Annotated in this window: 18 protein-coding genes and 1 tRNA gene; 8 read left to right on the forward strand and 11 right to left on the reverse strand. The window is 29.2% G+C overall.

Annotated elements, in window-relative coordinates:
- Positions 1-329: 329 nt before the first annotated feature.
- The 3 genes from spoVG to IO99_RS08785 all read right to left on the reverse strand — a co-directional run bounded on the left by spoVG (position 330) and on the right by IO99_RS08785 (position 2,040).
- On the reverse strand, positions 330-614 hold the full coding sequence (spoVG, locus tag IO99_RS08775; RefSeq protein ID WP_035132518.1) for a septation regulator SpoVG: 285 nt from the start codon (positions 612-614) through the stop codon (positions 330-332).
- Between the two features lie 95 nt (positions 615-709).
- Entirely contained in the window at positions 710-1,540 is an 831-nt protein-coding gene (gene purR / locus IO99_RS08780) for a pur operon repressor (RefSeq protein ID WP_035132520.1), read from the reverse strand.
- Positions 1,541-1,806: 266 nt separating this feature from the next.
- Positions 1,807-2,040 carry a hypothetical protein gene (locus IO99_RS08785; protein WP_035132522.1) on the reverse strand — a complete coding sequence of 78 codons (234 nt, stop codon included), beginning with the start codon at positions 2,038-2,040 and terminating at the stop codon, positions 1,807-1,809.
- Between the two features lie 257 nt (positions 2,041-2,297).
- Between IO99_RS08785 and hutG the strand changes: the two genes are divergently transcribed.
- Positions 2,298-3,320, forward strand: coding sequence for a formimidoylglutamase (hutG, locus tag IO99_RS08790; RefSeq protein WP_035132525.1), 1,023 nt, complete (start codon positions 2,298-2,300; stop codon positions 3,318-3,320).
- 80 nt (positions 3,321-3,400) lie between these two features.
- On the opposite strand, the gene IO99_RS19050 is transcribed toward hutG, so the two are convergent.
- Positions 3,401-3,544: a hypothetical protein gene (locus IO99_RS19050; RefSeq protein ID WP_156964321.1), complete on the reverse strand. Its 144-nt coding sequence runs from the start codon at positions 3,542-3,544 to the stop codon at positions 3,401-3,403.
- A 434-nt stretch (positions 3,545-3,978) separates the two neighbouring features.
- On the opposite strand from IO99_RS19050, the gene murC reads away from it, so the two are divergent.
- Entirely contained in the window at positions 3,979-5,355 is a 1,377-nt protein-coding gene (gene murC, locus IO99_RS08795) for a UDP-N-acetylmuramate--L-alanine ligase (protein WP_035132527.1), read from the forward strand.
- A gap of 77 nt (positions 5,356-5,432) precedes the next feature.
- Complete coding sequence (locus IO99_RS08800) at positions 5,433-6,359, forward strand: PhzF family phenazine biosynthesis protein (protein ID WP_035132529.1); 927 nt, start codon at positions 5,433-5,435, stop codon at positions 6,357-6,359.
- Between the two features lie 16 nt (positions 6,360-6,375).
- Here the strand turns inward: IO99_RS08800 and IO99_RS08805 are convergent, their stop codons facing one another.
- Both IO99_RS08805 and IO99_RS08810 read right to left on the reverse strand, forming a co-directional pair.
- Entirely contained in the window at positions 6,376-7,611 is a 1,236-nt protein-coding gene (locus tag IO99_RS08805; protein WP_051824015.1) for a glycoside hydrolase family 10-like protein, read from the reverse strand.
- Between the two features lie 80 nt (positions 7,612-7,691).
- Complete coding sequence (locus tag IO99_RS08810) at positions 7,692-8,117, reverse strand: hypothetical protein (protein ID WP_035132531.1); 426 nt, start codon at positions 8,115-8,117, stop codon at positions 7,692-7,694.
- A 212-nt stretch (positions 8,118-8,329) separates the two neighbouring features.
- Between IO99_RS08810 and IO99_RS08815 the strand changes: the two genes are divergently transcribed.
- Positions 8,330-8,405: transfer RNA gene (locus IO99_RS08815), tRNA-Pro, on the forward strand.
- 152 nt (positions 8,406-8,557) lie between these two features.
- On the opposite strand, the gene IO99_RS08820 is transcribed toward IO99_RS08815, so the two are convergent.
- On the reverse strand, positions 8,558-8,974 hold the full coding sequence (locus tag IO99_RS08820) for a hypothetical protein (protein WP_035132533.1): 417 nt from the start codon (positions 8,972-8,974) through the stop codon (positions 8,558-8,560).
- Positions 8,975-9,137: 163 nt separating this feature from the next.
- On the opposite strand from IO99_RS08820, the gene IO99_RS08825 reads away from it, so the two are divergent.
- Entirely contained in the window at positions 9,138-9,791 is a 654-nt protein-coding gene (locus tag IO99_RS08825) for an HAD family hydrolase (RefSeq protein WP_035132535.1), read from the forward strand.
- A 69-nt stretch (positions 9,792-9,860) separates the two neighbouring features.
- Here the strand turns inward: IO99_RS08825 and ybaK are convergent, their stop codons facing one another.
- Positions 9,861-10,337: a Cys-tRNA(Pro) deacylase gene (gene ybaK, locus IO99_RS08830; RefSeq protein WP_035132537.1), complete on the reverse strand. Its 477-nt coding sequence runs from the start codon at positions 10,335-10,337 to the stop codon at positions 9,861-9,863.
- Between the two features lie 141 nt (positions 10,338-10,478).
- On the opposite strand from ybaK, the gene IO99_RS08835 reads away from it, so the two are divergent.
- Positions 10,479-10,922 carry a hypothetical protein gene (locus IO99_RS08835; protein WP_035132539.1) on the forward strand — a complete coding sequence of 148 codons (444 nt, stop codon included), beginning with the start codon at positions 10,479-10,481 and terminating at the stop codon, positions 10,920-10,922.
- A 139-nt stretch (positions 10,923-11,061) separates the two neighbouring features.
- Here the strand turns inward: IO99_RS08835 and IO99_RS08840 are convergent, their stop codons facing one another.
- Positions 11,062-12,933, reverse strand: a complete 1,872-nt coding sequence (locus IO99_RS08840; RefSeq protein ID WP_035132552.1) for an endonuclease MutS2 — start codon at positions 12,931-12,933, stop codon at positions 11,062-11,064.
- A gap of 439 nt (positions 12,934-13,372) precedes the next feature.
- On the opposite strand from IO99_RS08840, the gene IO99_RS08845 reads away from it, so the two are divergent.
- Entirely contained in the window at positions 13,373-14,053 is a 681-nt protein-coding gene (locus IO99_RS08845; protein WP_035132541.1) for a lysoplasmalogenase, read from the forward strand.
- A 91-nt stretch (positions 14,054-14,144) separates the two neighbouring features.
- Here IO99_RS08845 and IO99_RS08850 read toward each other — a convergent pair whose 3' ends face one another.
- Positions 14,145-15,386 (reverse strand): HlyC/CorC family transporter, encoded by a 1,242-nt coding sequence (locus IO99_RS08850; protein ID WP_035132543.1) that lies wholly within the window; start codon positions 15,384-15,386, stop codon positions 14,145-14,147.
- A gap of 386 nt (positions 15,387-15,772) precedes the next feature.
- On the opposite strand from IO99_RS08850, the gene IO99_RS08855 reads away from it, so the two are divergent.
- On the forward strand, positions 15,773-16,105 hold the full coding sequence (locus tag IO99_RS08855; RefSeq protein WP_035132553.1) for a YmaF family protein: 333 nt from the start codon (positions 15,773-15,775) through the stop codon (positions 16,103-16,105).
- Positions 16,106-16,566: 461 nt separating this feature from the next.
- Here IO99_RS08855 and pepV read toward each other — a convergent pair whose 3' ends face one another.
- Positions 16,567-17,970, reverse strand: coding sequence for a dipeptidase PepV (gene pepV / locus IO99_RS08860; protein ID WP_035132544.1), 1,404 nt, complete (start codon positions 17,968-17,970; stop codon positions 16,567-16,569).
- Between the last annotated feature and the right edge of the window lie 135 nt (positions 17,971-18,105).

Here is an 18,105-nt window from a genome sequence, read left to right on the forward strand (position 1 = left end):
TAATAATTTAAAACTAATATTTATTAAATTTTCAATATTAATCTATCATATTTATTATTTTTATATACTACTTCTATACTATTATATTGAAACTGTTACACTTTTTCAACCAAAGTATATTTTTTACATTAACAGAGTTCTTTGCTTCAGGGGGAGTTTCACTCCCTCTGAAGGTTAGAAATCGTTATCCAGGGACATATCAGCTCTTTACTCCCACTTTAAAGAAGATGGGAGTATTAGAGCTAATAGTCATCGGATGAAAATATATATTAACGATATACTATTAACGATACACAAAATAAAAAGGAGTGCTACGCTCCTTTTTATAATTAGACTATTTCATCTTCTACTTGCTCTTCATTTTTTACTTTCTCATACTCGTCAAGTATAGATTTTTGAATTTTCTCTCTTGTTTCTGTATTAATTGGATGAGCTATATCCTTAAATTCTCCGTCAGGAGTTCTTCTACTAGGCATAGCTATAAAATTACCACTTTGACCCTCAATTATCTTGATGTCATGAACCACGAATTCATTATCTAAAGTTATAGATACTATAGCTTTCATTTTTCCTTCTGTGGTAATTTTTCTAATTCTAACGTCTGTAATTATCATGAAATTCCACCTCCAAGATGTGCTTTCATGTATTATTCTACTAATGCATTGTAAATCCTTCTATTTGTCGAAACATTTTCCATATTTTTTGTAACTTATTCGTTTTTTTCACTAGATGGACTAACAATCGCAATTCCATCTTCTCCAATACCATAAAAATTTACTAATGAAATATAATCATCTACCAGCTTATCCTTAACTTCTACATTATCTATTAAAAAACCACTACCCAATAATTCACTATCAAATTCACTTAAAAGCTCTTTAATTCCCTTTGCAGTTCCTCCACCTCTCATAAAGTCATCTACAAATACACATCTACTACTTCTCTTCATAGACTTTGTTGATAATGTCATAGTTTGAAGTCTATTACTTGAACCAGAAGCATAATTTATGCTTACTGTAGTACCTTCTGTATACTTAGTATCATGGCGTACTGTAACAAGCTGAACTCCTAATTGTTTTGCAACCTCATAACCTAATGGAATACCTTTAGTTTCTATTGTAACTACATAATCCACGTTCATATCTTTAAATTTACTAGCTAATATTATTGCTGAATTTTGAATAATACTTGGATTATATGCTATATCTGTTATATATAGAAAATTACCCGGAACAACTCTAGATTGCTGTCTTAGTGCTTCACACAAATCTTCTAAAAACTGTTTTCTATCTTCATTTGATTTTTCATTTATAAATCTTATTCCACCTGCAGCACCTGCTACTGTTTCTATCTTTCCCATGGATAAACCTTCTATTACTTCTCTAACTATAACTATATCTTCACTAATAGTAGATTTTGCTGCATTAAATTTCTCTGTAAATAAATTTAAAGTTATAACCTTATTAGGATTTTCTGTTAAAACTTTTGTTATACCAATAACCCTTTGGTTTCTATTAAATTTATGCTTAATTTTCTCCATACAAACTATACCTTTCCGAATTTTATCTTTATTTTTGCCTTTATTATTCACCTTTATTCTATCTGTTTTATTACTATATTACAATTACTTTTTTTATTTTCTTTAATATACTATTTAAAACAATATAAATTCATCTTTTATGTTAATCACAGATTAATCAGAGAAAAATATCTTCATTGTAAATAAAAAGAGCTACTTCAAAATAAAGATTAAATAAATCTTCATTTTGAAATAGCCTTTAATTTCAGTATTATTTATAATATCTATCAGCTACATACCACTATTTTCGAAGTCAAAGGATTCCTTTTAGTAAATTCATTAGCTTCTTGTATATTTCTAGCTTTAAATAAAAGTTTGCCTCCATTCTTATTTAAAACTCCACCACAAAGCATATATTTCTGACCACATATTTCTTTATCATCTTCTAAAAAATTTATACCTTCAAGTCCTTGCCCATCTGCCTTATACTTTAACTCAATGAATAAATCTTTGTTTCCCATTTTTTAACCCCCATATCTGTTCTCATATTTATATGATATCGAACATACGTTCAATTGTCAATATTATTTTTATTTCATTACTAAAAATTATTATCAATAACTTTTAATTCACTGCATATCTCTTTATCTTTAAATATGTATATTCAAAAACAAATAAAATATAACTACTATTTTACATATAACATTGATAATATCTCTCCTTTGACTTATACTGAAAACGTATAATACTACTAAGAAGTTACTTGTGGGGTGATTTTATGTTTATCAAAAACTATGAACCTATGAACGAAAACTTATGGCAAGGAAGAATAGACAGTGACGATAATTTTGATGCTTTTAGATGGCATCAATGGATAACACCTCTTGATCTTCGAAGAGATGATCTTGAGCCTCTTGATGGACTAAACTTTGCACTTTTAGGCTTTTGTTGCCATGAAGGTGTAAAAAAAAATAAAGGTCGTATAGGTGCCATGAATGGTCCTATATCCATCAGAAAAGAGCTTTCAAATCTACCTTGTACTTTTAATCAATCGGTAAAAATTTTTGATGCCGGAGATATCATAGTTGAGGACATTTCTCTTGCTGAAGGGCAAAAGCTTTTAAGCGACTGCGTGTCTAAGTTACTAGATCTGAATATTTTTCCTATAGTTCTAGGAGGAGGACATGAGACAGCCTTTGGGAACTATAATGGGGCTCTATCTCATCTGGATAAAATATCTTGTAAACCTCGAATCGGAATTATAAATTTTGATGCTCACTTCGATCTTAGACCATATAATAACGAGGGAAGTTCTGGAACTATGTTTAAACAAATCTCTGATATTTGTCATGATAAAAACATGAATTTCTCCTATTTCTGTATTGGGATACAACAACACAGCAATACAGTGGATCTATTTAAAACCGCCAAAAAATTAGGTGTTCAATACACCCTTGCGAAAGACATCCTATATAGTGATGGTTGGCAACTTTTAAGAGAATTAAATGCCTTTATGAGAAACCAAGATTATATATATGTAACTATTTGCTCAGACGTATTTTCTGCCTCTTTTGCACCAGGGGTTAGTTCTACACAAACCTTAGGTTTAAATCCTGAAATAGTTATAAAACTACTTAAACATATTTTAAAATCAAATAGAGTTATAACCTTTGATATATGTGAAGTGGCCCCTAGATTTGATAAAGATAATATCACTTCTAACTTAGCTGGAGTAATCATCTTCTCCATTGTTAATACTCTTTGTAAATTACAAAACTTACAGCACAACTTTTTAACATAATTACATAATAAAAAAGTCCTTAGTCTAAGCTAAGGACTTTTTTACGATTATTATAGGGACTTTAAAATAGATTTGGCAATTTACAAGCTAAATTGCCACAATAAATATTCAAACTCCATACCCATGATATCATTCTCTTCACAAGTATTGAGCATTTTATCCTCTTCTTCACCATTAATATTCAGTTGCCAATTTACATATTCTCTCAGACCAATTGTTAACATTTTAACACACTCCTCCAGAAAATTTCTACTAGCCTTATGACCTAGTAGTTATTGTAATTGATATTAAATATAAATACACTTAGAAAACATCTATTATTTCCACTTAGATACTTAATAAATATAATTAGTTATTATACTTAAAAACCATCTCTAACTTTGTTTTTATTTTAACATATTTATTTCTATCTGAAAAGCCTTTTTCTGAATTTTCTTTTAAATTTTAGGGATATTTTCATTCATTTATCCTATAGATATATAAATTACGAAGCTTTCTAAAATATATGTGTTTTTTATATAGATTTTTGTATATAATTTATATTAGGTATTCATTTATTTTTATACACATACAATGGTTATTAGGTTGATCTATAACTATGTTTTAATATACAAATTCATGAATGTAGTATTATATTTTATATAGGAGTTGTTATTATATGAGTTTTGATTTTTTACAAGATAAAAATAAAAAAGTTCACTTTATTGGTATTGGTGGCATTAGTATGAGTGGTCTTGCTGAGATTCTACTTAAAAACGGATATACTGTATCTGGTTCAGATATGAAAAATTCAAATATGGTTGAAAAACTTAGAAATAAAGGTGCAAATATATATATGGGACACAGTGCAGATAACATACAGGATTCAGATTTAGTAGTATACACTGCTGCTATCAGTGAGGATAATCCTGAGTTTCAAAAAGCACTTGAACTAAATCTTCCTATGATGGATAGAGCTGAATTCTTAGGCAGAATTATGCTTGGCCATAAATATAATGTGGCTGTTTCTGGTACTCATGGTAAAACAACCACAACTTCAATGCTTGCCCACATTGTAATTGAAGAACAAGTGGATCCTACCATATTAGTAGGTGGAGAATTAGATGTTATAGAGGGTAATGTTCTTGCTGGAAATAGTGATTACTTTGTTACTGAAGCTTGTGAGTATAAAGGATCTTTCTTAAAATTTCATCCTTATATAGGAATTATATTAAATGTAGATGCAGATCATTTAGATTTTTATAAGGATATAAATCACATAAAAGATACTTTTAATAAATTTATAGATATCATACCAGAGGATGGATTCCTTGTATGCAATAGTGATGATAGTAACGTTTCTGATATATTAAATAATCATAAATGTACTATAATGACTTACGGAATAAATAATGGTGAGTATAAAGCTAAAAATATAACTTATAATTCTCTTGGTTGTGGTTCTTATGATTTATATAGAAATGACCATAAGTTATTTTCTATATCCTTAAATGTGCCTGGAGAACATAATGTGCTTAACTCTTTAGCTGCTATATGTACATCCTTAGCTCTTAACATTTCTAATGAATCTATAATTAAAGGATTATCTAATTTTGGAGGAACTCATAGAAGATTTGAATTTAAGGGTTCTAAAAATGGTGTTACTGTAATAGATGACTATGCTCATCATCCAACAGAAATTCAAGCTACTCTTAGTGCTTGTAAAAATTATCCTCATAAAGATTTATATGTGGTATTTCAACCTCATACCTACACTCGAACTATAACTCTTTTTGATGACTTTGTAAGAACCTTCAATGGAGTAAAGCATTTATTATTAGCAGATATATACGCTGCTCGTGAAAAAGATACTGGAATTGTTAACTCAGTAAAGTTAGGCGATGCTATAAGACTTACAGGAGTTGATGCAATAAACTATCATAGCTTTGAAGAAATAGTTAATCACTTAAAATCAAAGGCCAAAGATGGTGATCTTATTATTACCGTAGGTGCTGGAGATATAAATGTTGTTGGTGAAATGTATCTAGCTAATTAATTTTATCTTATACCAATTAATATAGCTATCCTTTAATTAAGATAGCTATATTTTTAATATATAAACGAGGTGACAAAATGAAATCAAACTTTAATAAAACTGTGTACATAGTTAATGCCTTTACTCACAATGATATGGGTGGAAACAAGGCTGGTGTAGTTATTGATTGTGATGACTTATCCTCTAATGACATGGCAGCTATCGCAAAAGAAGTAAACCTTTCCGAAACTGCCTTTGTGATAAAATCAAAATGTGATGATTATGACTATGAGGTTAGATTTTTTACCCCTTCAACAGAAGTTGATTTATGTGGTCATGCTACCATCGCCACTTTCTATACCTTAGCTAAGTTAGGCCTTATCAAACCAAGTACAAGTCCAGTAAAATTAAAACAAAAAACTCTTGCCGGTATTTTAGATATAGAAATTTATTTTGATAATGAAAAAATTGCCTATGTGCTTATGACTCAAACTAATCCTAAGTTCTACTCATATATTGATGATGTAAAAGAACTTTGTGATATATTAGGAATAACCGTAGAAGATGCTGGAATCCAAGGTCATACATTAAAACCTATGATAATTTCTACAGGGCTTAAAGATATAATGTTCCCAGTTAAATCTCTAAATGCTCTAAAAAGAATAAATCCAGATTTTCAAGGCCTAAAAGAATACACAGATAACTTAAATTTAGTAGGTCTTCATGCCTTCTCTTTAGAAACTGAAAATTCTAAAAGCACTGTTGCAACTAGAAACTTCGGTCCTAGTGTAGGTATCGATGAAGAAAGTGCTACTGGCACATCTAATGGCGCATTATGCGCGTATATAATGAAACATAACATACTTGATTTTAAAGATAAACTAACCATATGTTGCGAACAAGGTTATTACATGAATAATCCAAGTGAAATTATCTGCACGGGTGAAGCTATTCATAATGACTATTTAATAAAAGTTGGTGGCATAGGAAGTATAGAGAAAACTATAGAGGTGACTTATAAATAGTCACCCCTTTCTTTTTTTACTTAAATAAAGATTTTAAATTTTCTCTCTCCTGTTGTATCTGACTTTTTACATTTGATGATGGATTAAACAAAGAGTCATATCTAAATAATAATATTCCTTTGTACTTTTTTAACTTTCTTGAAGCTTGTACCTGTCTTTTTAATATATCTGTACTATTTCTCCACTCATCCTTTCCATTACCTGCCCAAGTATCTTCACTACCTACTTTATATACAGATAAACCTATATATAAATTTACTGTAGATTCAGTAACAAGACTATCAAACTCTTCAATAACTTGTTGAAAATTGCTATTATCATTTAAAAAGCCATAATATATTTGTGGGCAAATATAATCAATGTATCCAGGGTTTTGAACCCACTTCTTCACATCAATAAATTGGCTATTATAGTTATTATCCATAGAGCCTTGTGGACTTATTCCAAAGACTACCTCTGGGCTTATCTCTTTAACAATTGAATAAATCTGCCTTACGAGAATATTAACATTTTCACGTCTCCAACTCTCTAAATCTAAATCTCCTCCTGAACTTGTATACTCGCCATAAGCTTTACTATCTATAGACACATCACTAGATGGATAAAAATAATCATCAAAATGTATTCCATCAACTTCATAGTTCTCCACTATTTCTTTTACTCCATTCACTATAAGTTGCCTAACTTCTTCTTTGCCAGGATTATAATATATTCCACCATTACATTTTATTATATTATCACTACCATCCTTTATCCATTTGCTAGCAGGATTCTCCGAAGACAGTGGCAACTTAACACTATCACTTCTAACTCTATAGGGATTAATCCAAGCCTCCACTCTTATATTTCTTAAATGCGCTTCCTCTATAATAACTTGAAGAGGATCATAGCCCGGAGCATTACCTTCTATACCAGAACAATATATAGACCATGGATAATATTTAGATTTGTATAAGGCATCAGAAAAAGGTCTTACCTGTACAATTAAAGTATTCAATCCCATAGCTTCTACATTTTCTATTGCTTGTGATATATTTTTTCTAAATTCATTCTCATTTTTCCCCTTAAGCATAGCTGATAAATCTAAATAAGATAACCAAATTCCCTTTATCTCATCATAATTTATAATTTCTCTTTCTTTATTAATTATTTCATGGCTACTATTATCAATATTATCAAAGCATATAATCCACACTAATCCCAAAATAACTAATATAATTACTCCTAAAGTAGCAAGATTCATTTTATTCATTCATGCTCCCCCTTAATTTAAGAATAATATATACCTATGCTCATAATCCAATCTATAGAATTTAATTATAGTAAATATATCTATTTATACCTGGAAAACTTCTTCCAAAGTTCATCAACTTCACTTTGCTCTAAAAAACTAGATAATATTCTATAATCTCTTTTCCCCACATAAAATATAATCCCTTTATTATCCCTCATTGCTTTATTTACATCTCTAAAATAAAGAGTTTTTGGTTTTTCATTCATATTGTTATTTATACAAAATTTATCTTTATATACTTTTATATATTTAAGCTCATCAATGCTTCTTACTTTTTTAGTAACAAGACCTGTAACTATTAGTCCTACTATAAAAAACACTAATAAAAATCTCCCATAAAAAAGATTGTTCCTTATAAATAATCCTATTGTAATTATCAGTAAAAGACTCGATAAAAGTATACTATTAGACAATTGCTTTCTCATATATCTTTTAGAAGCCTCACTAAACCTATATTCCTTCATCTTTTGTACTCCTCCTTTTTTTAATGACAATAATATTATGTAAATATATATATTAAACTTTTTACGTTCGGTAACATCTTTTATTATTTACAATATACTGGTTTTATAATACCTTTTATTGGCCTTTTAAAAATAATATATAATATAGCAAAACTTTTTGCATAAAATATGTTGACAACCTATTAAATATATCATATAATAATTTTTGTCGGCGGGGTGTGGCGCAGATGGGAGCGCGCGTGGTTTGGGACCATGAGGTCGCAGGTTCAATCCCTGTCACCCCGACCAAAAGGAACATGAATGTCATGTTCCTTTTTATTTTACAATATATGTTTTTATTTACTATAGGAAGATAGTGTTTTGTAACTAAACCTTAAATCTGTTACAATAACGCTATCTTTTTTTATTACACCTATTAACAGCTTTTCTTGAACAATATATCATTTGGTGAAAATTATATGCATTACTAAAGAAACAATATATATTAATATTATAGTAGTATGAAACTTTCTTATTTTGCCCCTCTTATCTCTATAAATAAATTTATTTATAATTCCAGTAGCTACCATTATTAAAACACACACAAAGGTTGCAATTCCCCAAAAAGAAAAACTTTCCTTATGATTCATTATCAACATATGAATTATAGAAGAAATAAATGCCCCCACTCCAAATACACCATGGTTTTCTTCTAAAATACTATTTATGTTAATAGTTTTATTTATTATGCCTTTATGTTTTTTCTTTGATAACCCTCTAATAAACTTATTATAAAACCCTAAAGATACTACTCTTGACAACGCTCCTAAAGTAAATATTACCGAAATAATACCCCAAAACTTACCTAAGAGATCCATAGTTTTCCCCCTTATATTTTACTAATACATTATATGTTTTTAATTTTATTACATTCTTTTTTATTACTTTTTACCAGTAGTAAGAGATAGTTTCCGTATTCCATTCATTACACTTTACATTAAAAGTTTTATTTGTTATGTTAATATGCGGGGGTGATAATATATGTTTAAAAATATAGATGCTGCAATTTTTGATATGGATGGTACTATAGTTGATTCTATGTGGGTATGGAATAAAATCGATACGGAATACCTAGCTAAACATAATTTAGATGTGCCTCCATCATTAAATAATGACATTGCTCATCTTAGCTTTAATGAAGTAGCTATTTACTTTAAGAATTCCTTTAATTTGCCCTATACCTTAGAAGAAATTAAAGAGCATTGGAATGACATGGCTTATGAAGCTTACTGTAATAAAGTGAAACTAAAACCTGGTGTTAAAGAATTTTTTAACTTACTTAAAGAAAATAATATAAAAATTGCATTGGCTACCAGCAATAACACTTTGCTTTTAGAAGCTTGCTTAAAAGCTAATGGAATATATGAATATTTTGATACAATAACCTTAACTAATGAGGTAAAAAGGGGAAAAGATTTTCCAGATGTATATCTTCTAACAGCCAATAAATTAGGCGTTTCTCCAGATAAGTGCATGGTTTTTGAAGACTTACTTCCAGCCGTACAAGGTGCTAAAAAAGCTGGTATGAAGGTTATAGGCGTATATGATGAACATTCCTTAGAGCAGCACAATGACATGAAAGCTTTAGCTGACGATTTTATATTAGATTATATTAGTTTTTCTTTATCTATATAATAATTAAAGGTAGTCTTAGTAAGAATTAAATTATCTTCTAGGACAACCTTTATTTCTTTTATGTATATTTTAATTCACAATAGGGCCAGTTTCAGCATTTATCAGCTGAATTAAATCCTTTGGTGCTATTTCTACTTGAAATCCAATTTTACCACCACTTACAATGATTTTATCTAAATTCATGGATGAATCATCAATTACAGTATTATAATTTTTCTTCATACCTATAGGCGAGCATCCTCCTCTAATATATCCCGTTATCTTAAGCATATCACTAACTTTTATCATTTCCACCGACTTTTCTCCTACACGCTTTGCTGCCGCCTTAAGATTCAGTTCCTTTGCTACAGGAACTACAAATACATAAAAATCTCCACCATGGCCTTTTGTAACAAGAGTTTTAAATACCTTTTCTACTGCTACTCCTAGTTTGTTAGCTACTGATATTCCATCTACAGCACTATCCTTAACCTCATATGTATATATATTATAATTTATATTACTATTATCTAGTATCCTCATCACATTAGTTTTAGTATTAGCCATTTATTCATCAACTCCTCACATAGAATTATATCACTAAACTTTTACTAGTTTTATTAATATTACATATTAATTTTACTAAGTCTATTTCATAAATAAAAGGAATATATTTATACTACCAAGCTCTTTTATGGAGGTACATTCGTGATAAAAACTTTTTTCATTTATGTCCTACTTCTTACCTCTGGTGGATTAGGAATTTTATATTATCTTTTAAATGATAAATATAACAAACAAAATATTCAAGTAAGAGTTCTAACAAAACAAAATAATAGTTTAACATCTCAATTAAACACTATTAATAAGCCCAATGAAACTCTAAAAGTTTACTCTAGGCCTATTAGATTTAATACTGGCGAAACAATAAAGAGGTGCTCTCTTTATATCTCACCTCTCAGTAATAGTCCTATACTCCGCTCCATACCATCTAACTCAAGGGTAGCAATTCTTGATGCAGTTGAAGCTTTAGAAACCTTGTGGTACGAGGTGCGAGTTATAACTTCTGACTCAGTAAACACAAAAGGTTTTGTTAGACAAGAATTGATTAAAGAACTTCAAATTATAGAAACCCATATTATAAAAAATTAAGGCTTTATCTAAAAATAATTAAATACGTTAATACCTACATTAAAATCTTATAATAAATGGCGAAGGATATCCTCCGTCATTTATTATATACCTATATTAATACTAGCTATTATTTATAATTCCCTTTTGGGATTCCTTTTTAATTTTTTTTAAGTGCTTTTTTAGAACCTCTTTCTATATCATGTTCTAACTTTCTTTCCTTATAAGCTATAAAAATCTGATTTAAGTCATAACCTTCAGGATATAACTCTGTAGCACTAACCTCTAACTTTAACCTCTTATAATTCACTTCAATAAATTCACCATCTAAAAATACAATTACATTATTAAATTCATCTTTTTCTTTATACACAACCCCTGGTAACTTCTTATCTAGAACAATAACTCTATCACCTTTTTCATAGTTATAGGATTCTTCACTATAATTATCAACTTCTTTATCTTTAGTAATCTTGCTATCCCTTAGTAATTCATAGTTATAACTTTTAGTTTCAATATATTTTTTTGTTCTCTCTATTATTCTATCAGCTATACCCATTTTCTTAGAAATATAAAGAGCATTACTATTTCCACTCTTCCCAATAGAAAGCTTATATAGTGGATCTAAGGTCTCTCTTTGGAACTCCATGGCTGCATTTTCAAAATCAGGATGATTTTGAGAAAAGTTTTTAATCTCTCCATAATGAGTAGATGCTATGGTAATGCATCCTTTATGATAAAACTCCTCTAATATCGCAATAGCAAGTGCTGCTCCTTCATTAGGTTCTGTACCACTTCCTATCTCATCTAAGAGAAGAAGTGTATTTTTATTACTCTCTTTTAAAATTCCACTAAGATTTTTAACATGAGATGAAAATGTACTTAAAGCATTTTCCACACTTTGGTCATCTCCAATATCCACAAATATTTTCTCAAATATAGCTATCTCGCTTCCTGACTCAGCCCCTATATGAAATCCACTTTGTGTAGCTAATGTAAGCAGTCCCACAGTCTTTAACACCACCGTCTTACCCCCTGCATTAGGTCCAGTTATAATCAAGGTTCTATAGTCATTTCCTATATTAAAATCTAGTGGAACGGCATTTTTAATTAATGGATATCTACCCTTAATTATATTTATATATCCATGATTATTTAGAATAGGCTGTATTCCATCTATATCTTTACTATATTTTGCTTTTGCTAGAATCATATCATATTCTGCAATGACTTCTATATTTATCTTTAGCTCTTTAATTCTCTCAAATATCATATCAGTTAAAGTTGCAAGTATTCTATATTCTTCCATAGACTCTTCTGATTTTAGTGTAGTTAACTCTGTAGTATACTTTGATACAGAACTTGGCTCTATAAATACAGTATTACCCTTAGAAGACACTTCTACTATGGATCCTTGAACTTGATTCTTATAGGAAGCCTTTATAGGAATTGTATACCTGCCATTCCTTTGACTTATAAAAAATTCTTGAATATATTCTTTATTAGCACTACTTCTTATAAATTTATCTAACCTTTCTTTTATCTTTTCTTCACAGCTTTCTATATGTCGTCTAATTTTCTTAAGTTCTTTACTAGCATTAGAATCCACTATGCTTCCTTTAATTGAAGTTTCTATTTCCTCTTCAATATATTCTAATTCTGTTATACTTTTACCATAAGCACTTAAAGTTGGTGCATATCCTTCTTTATCTTCTATAAAGATTTTAACCTTTCTGCATCCACGCAAAAAATTATCTATCGTCGTTAGCTCTGATGGTTCAAGCACTGAGCCTTTTTCAATCTTATCTATCAAAGGGGCAATATTAAATATTCCCTTTAAAGGCATGTGATAAGAAGCATCTATAAGATTTCTTCCTTCAGATGTTTCCTCTAACATTCTTTTCACTTGTTTAATATTATTACTAGGCTGAAGTTTATCTAATAGCTCTCTTCCTAACCCACTTACACAATAAGACTTTATAATTTCCTTTATTTTATTATAATGTAATTTTTCCAATGTACTAATATTCATTCTCACGATTCCTTTACTTATTATTAAGTCCATGAAATCCTTCATAGATTTCCAAAATAAAAAAAGCCATGGATACTCCCACCGCTTTAAACTTGCCATTAACAGAGATAGCTATAGCTATAGCTATCCTAAGGTAAATTTCGTGGACTTGTATCTTTAATAGTTTTAATTAATCCCACAACAAACAAAGGTATATACTACCCTAATTTTTAAGATTAATATTTAATTACTATTTTAGATACTAGACACTCACAAAAATACCTCTCTTTCATTTTCGAAATCTATGTAATTTAATGTTAAAGCATTATTTATAAAAAATCAATATATTTTTATTAAATAATATATGTCTATTAATAAAATATTCTCATTTCCATTGTTTTACTTATATGTAACATATGCTATAATTACTTTAACACTATTATTAAAAGGAGGGTTAAGTATGTTATCACTTGTATTTTTTATATTCATGCTAATATCACTAGGATTTCTAATATACTTTAATTATCATCCTCAAGGATATAAAATGCCTATTGTTAAAACTATTACCAGCTTACTATTTATCTCTGTATGTATATGTGGATATAAAACCTTTGATTCCAATCCACAATATTTCATCTTTGTACTTTTAGCATTAATAATGTCTTTGATCGGGGATATATTTCTTGCCTTTAATAATACTAAATTGAATGAAGTTAGTAAAATGTTTGTATATGGATTAATTAGTTTTTCTATTGCACATATATTCTTTTCTTTAGCCTTTGCTACTCTTACACCTGTGCTAATTTGGCATGTTCTATTATTTATACTAATTTCAATAATCTCTATTCTATTTTTAAATCTAATAAAAGGCTTTGATTTTAAGGGAGCCTATAAACTAGTTGTTACTTATTCAATTATAATTAGTTTTATGGTTACAAGAGCACTATCATTAACTCCCTTAATCCATGAAAATTTTTTAAGTACTGTACTTGTGATTATAGGTGCATGCCTCTTCTTTTTATCTGACTTAATTTTATGTTTTATATACTTTCATAAAAAGTCGCCATCTTACATGACAGCCTTAAATCTGCTATGTTACTATGTTGGACAAGGTCTTATAGCCCTTAGTTTAGCTCTATAACAATCTAGTATAATAAAAAATATTAATTTCATAAATAAAAAGATAGATATTAGTAAAATTTTATTAATATCTATTCTTTATTTACTCCTACCTAAGTATATATTCTAATTTTCTTTATCCTATTCCTATCTATATCTTCAATTATAAATCTGTAGTTACTATAATTTATTTCTTCATTTATATTAGGGAACCTACCTAGTAGACCTATTATAAATCCCCCTATGGAATCAAACTCCTCAGATTCGATCTTTGTTCCTATAAGCTCATTTATATCTTCTATTCTAACACTTCCACCAACTATATATTCATCTTCCTTTACCACATATATTTCAGGCTCTTCATCATCATATTCATCACTTATGTCTCCCACTATTTCTTCTATTAAATCTTCAATTGTTACAATTCCGACAGTTCCACCATATTCATCAAGTACTACTACCATGTGTTGCCTATTTTTATTCATATCTTTAAAAAGCTCTGTAACTTTTCTAAATTCGTAGGTATAAGTTATTTCTCTCATATAATTTTTCAAACTAAAATCTTTAGTATATTCCATAAATATAATATCTTTAACATTTAATATACCTACAATATTATCTATGGTATCTGAATATATAGGTATCCTTGAAAATCCCTCCTCCTTTATAACTGAAATAATCTTATCTAAACTTTCCTCTATATCTAAAGCTATTATATCTACCCTTTGAACCATAACATCCTTTGCATAAAGGTCTCCAAATTGAAACACATTGTGAATCATATCCTTTTCTTCTGACATTAATATACCTTCTTCTTCACTAACATCTACAATAGTTTTTAATTCATCTTCTGTTATAAATGGTTTATTACTATCACTTTTCCCTCCAAGTAATTTTATAAAGAAACTTGATATTGTAGTGGTTATGATAACTATTGGTTTAAATATCTTGCTTACAATAAATATTGGACTGGCAACTCTTAGTGATACCTGCTCTGAATTTTGTGAAGCTAAAGTTTTCGGGGTAATCTCACCAAAAATAAGTACTATTATAGTCATTATTATAGTACTTATAGCCACACCTCTACTTCCAATAAGATTAATAGCTAAAACCGTTGCTAAAGAAGATGATGCTATATTTACAATATTATTTCCAACTAAAATTGATGCTAATAAGCTACTAGGATTATCAGTTAATTCCTTAACTCTATTAGCACCCTTTATGTTTTCCTCTACCATATGTCTAACTCTTATCTTGCTAATAGACATTAAGGCAGTTTCCGATGCAGAGAAAAAGCTAGATAGCATTATTAATATTATTAATCCTATAATCTGTATATATATTATTGAACTCAAATCTACTCCTCCTCTCCCTTAACTAAAGTCTAATTCTATTGGAATTAAATCAAACTTTAAAAGTATTAATGAAATAAAATATATATCTTAATTATGCTACATTTCACTCTAAAATATTATCTAAAAGGTTTTATAAGAAAAATATATCTTTTAATAAAATAAATTTTAAAAATCATGATAAAGGTGTCACCAATATATTAGAATAATCATAATATGTAGTATGCCTCTAAGGCATTGGAGGGAAATAAATGAGTAATAGATTTAATAATAATGATAATTTCGAATACTCCGATAATTTCGAGTGCTATTCTGATTATAGTAATTATGAATATGCTAACGATAGTTGCTCTAACTTTGATTCTAATAGTAGTCCTTCTAGTGAATGCATTAGACATAGAGATCAAAGACATGTACACGAATATAATGGTAGTACAAAATTAGCTTGTGCAGATTGTTCTGTTCATAATCATAGATTTGCTGGTGTAACTGGAGAAGCTATTCCTAGTGGAAATTCACATGTGCATAGACTTGAAACAAACACTGATTTTTATAATCACTTTCATGAAATTTCTGATACAACCGGTCCAGCTATTCCTGTTGGAAATGGAAGACATGTTCACTTTGTAAAAGGAACAACTACTGAAGAAGATGATCATACTCATAAATACAATTTTGCAACTTTAATTGAAGGTCCAACTGTATGCGAAGGTAGAAGATAATATACATCCTTCTTTGACATATAATATAATTGCTACAACCTGGTATAGTCTAGGTTGTAGTATAAACAATATTATCTATACATACTCTAGCTTCATAAGATTCCCTTTTAAAATTTGTCCCCCCCAGGTACTTTTAAAGGAATGAAACTAGAGTTCATTACAACCCAAAACTTATTAAGTCGAGTAGTTTCCTATATAAATAGTTATATAGGAAACTATTTGCATATAAACCTATAAATCTATATAACTATATAACTATATAACTAGTTGTTCTATTCATGCGGGTTTCAGAGGTTTCCTGTGTTATTGGCATAACTAAATCTATTCTAAAATAAGAATAATGCTTACTATTTTTCTTAGTAGTCTAGTCAATATAGATATTGGTTTTCAATATAAAATAGCCTAGCTAAGATAAATGAAATTATTATATTTATCCTAACTAGGCTTATTAAATTAAAATATTATTTACATAGATCAATAATTACTTGAGTAAATATTTTAGCACTAAGTAGAAGTTCCTCTACTACTGCAAACTCATCATCACCATGTAAATTATTATCAGTACCTGGCATTGTACATCCAAAAGCTACTCCATTATTAATATGGTGAACATAGGTACCTCCTCCTATGGCTATACATTCACCCTTTTGTCCACTATATTCCTCATAACATTTCAAAAGAGTTTGTATAAACTCAGAGTTTTCATCAACATGATGAGCTGGGAACATATCATCACTAGACAAGATTATATTATCCTTTGCCATATTGTCTCTTAAAACATCACGCACATTTTCATTAGTTGCACAAATTGGCGCTCTACAATCAAAGGTTCCGCTTAACTCTGAAGTAGTATATTTAAATATATTTAAAGTTATAGTTAGCTCACCAGATAAATCATCACTCATCTTAACACCACAAGCTTCTCCCTTAAAATCTCCATGTGGGAATAACTTACTAACAGCACATAGCTTCTTAAATCCTTCACTATTAGCGCATGGCATAGATGTAAGTAATTGTAACATTCCTGTAAGAGCATTATTTCCATTTTCAGGAGTAGATGCATGTGCTCCTGCTCCCTTAGCCTTAATAACCCAGCTTTCACCATCTTTATCAAAGGTGAATTTTAAATTTGTAATTTTTGCTGCATCTATACAATATTTATTTATTTCTTCTTCTGAAAAGCCTTCCACAACAGCAATTGCAGTATCTGGAACTACATTAACCTTAACTCCACTTGTCATAGAAACTACTCTTGGTAAATTGTTATCTTCTTCAAACTTACTTTCAAAGGGACTATGTAGTCCTCCTTTTTCAATATTTATAACAGGAAAGTCTGCATCAGGTGAAAAAGTCATAGGTGCTTCTTTCTCTTTTTTATAGTAATATGCTATATCAGAACTTCCACATTCCTCATCTGTTCCTAATATAAGACGAACATTTTTACTTAAAGGTATATTTAAATCTTTAACAGCTTTTAAAGCATATAAAGCTGCTAATGCTGGTCCCTTGTCATCAGCTGAACCTCTTCCATATAATTTACCATCTTTTATTATTGGCTCAAAAGGTTTTGTAACTGTCCAATCATCACTAACCGGTACTACATCTAGATGGGCTAAAATATCTAATTGCTTTTCTTTATCATTAAAATCAATAGCTCCTACATAGTTATCATAATTTGTAGTTTTAAACCCCATACCTTCTGCTAAATCTAAAGCGGCCTTAAGAGCCTTTGCTGGACCCTCTCCAAAAGGCATATCTTCTTTAGCCTCTGATCTATCACTTCTTATTCTTATTAAATCACATATGTCATTTAACATTTCATCCTTATGATTGTGAAAATATTCTTCTATTTGATTTTTATACACCTAAATCCCACCTTTATTTTAAAATTTAACTATAATTCCATTCTAATACTAAAATTGTTTTATTTCCATAGATGTCACAGTTAATTCACTCTTTTCATTTCTTACAAATTTATTAATATTTATTCTATATCATAT

Source organism: Clostridium sulfidigenes (assembly GCF_000732635.1).
GTDB lineage: Bacteria > Bacillota > Clostridia > Clostridiales > Clostridiaceae > Clostridium_J > Clostridium_J sulfidigenes.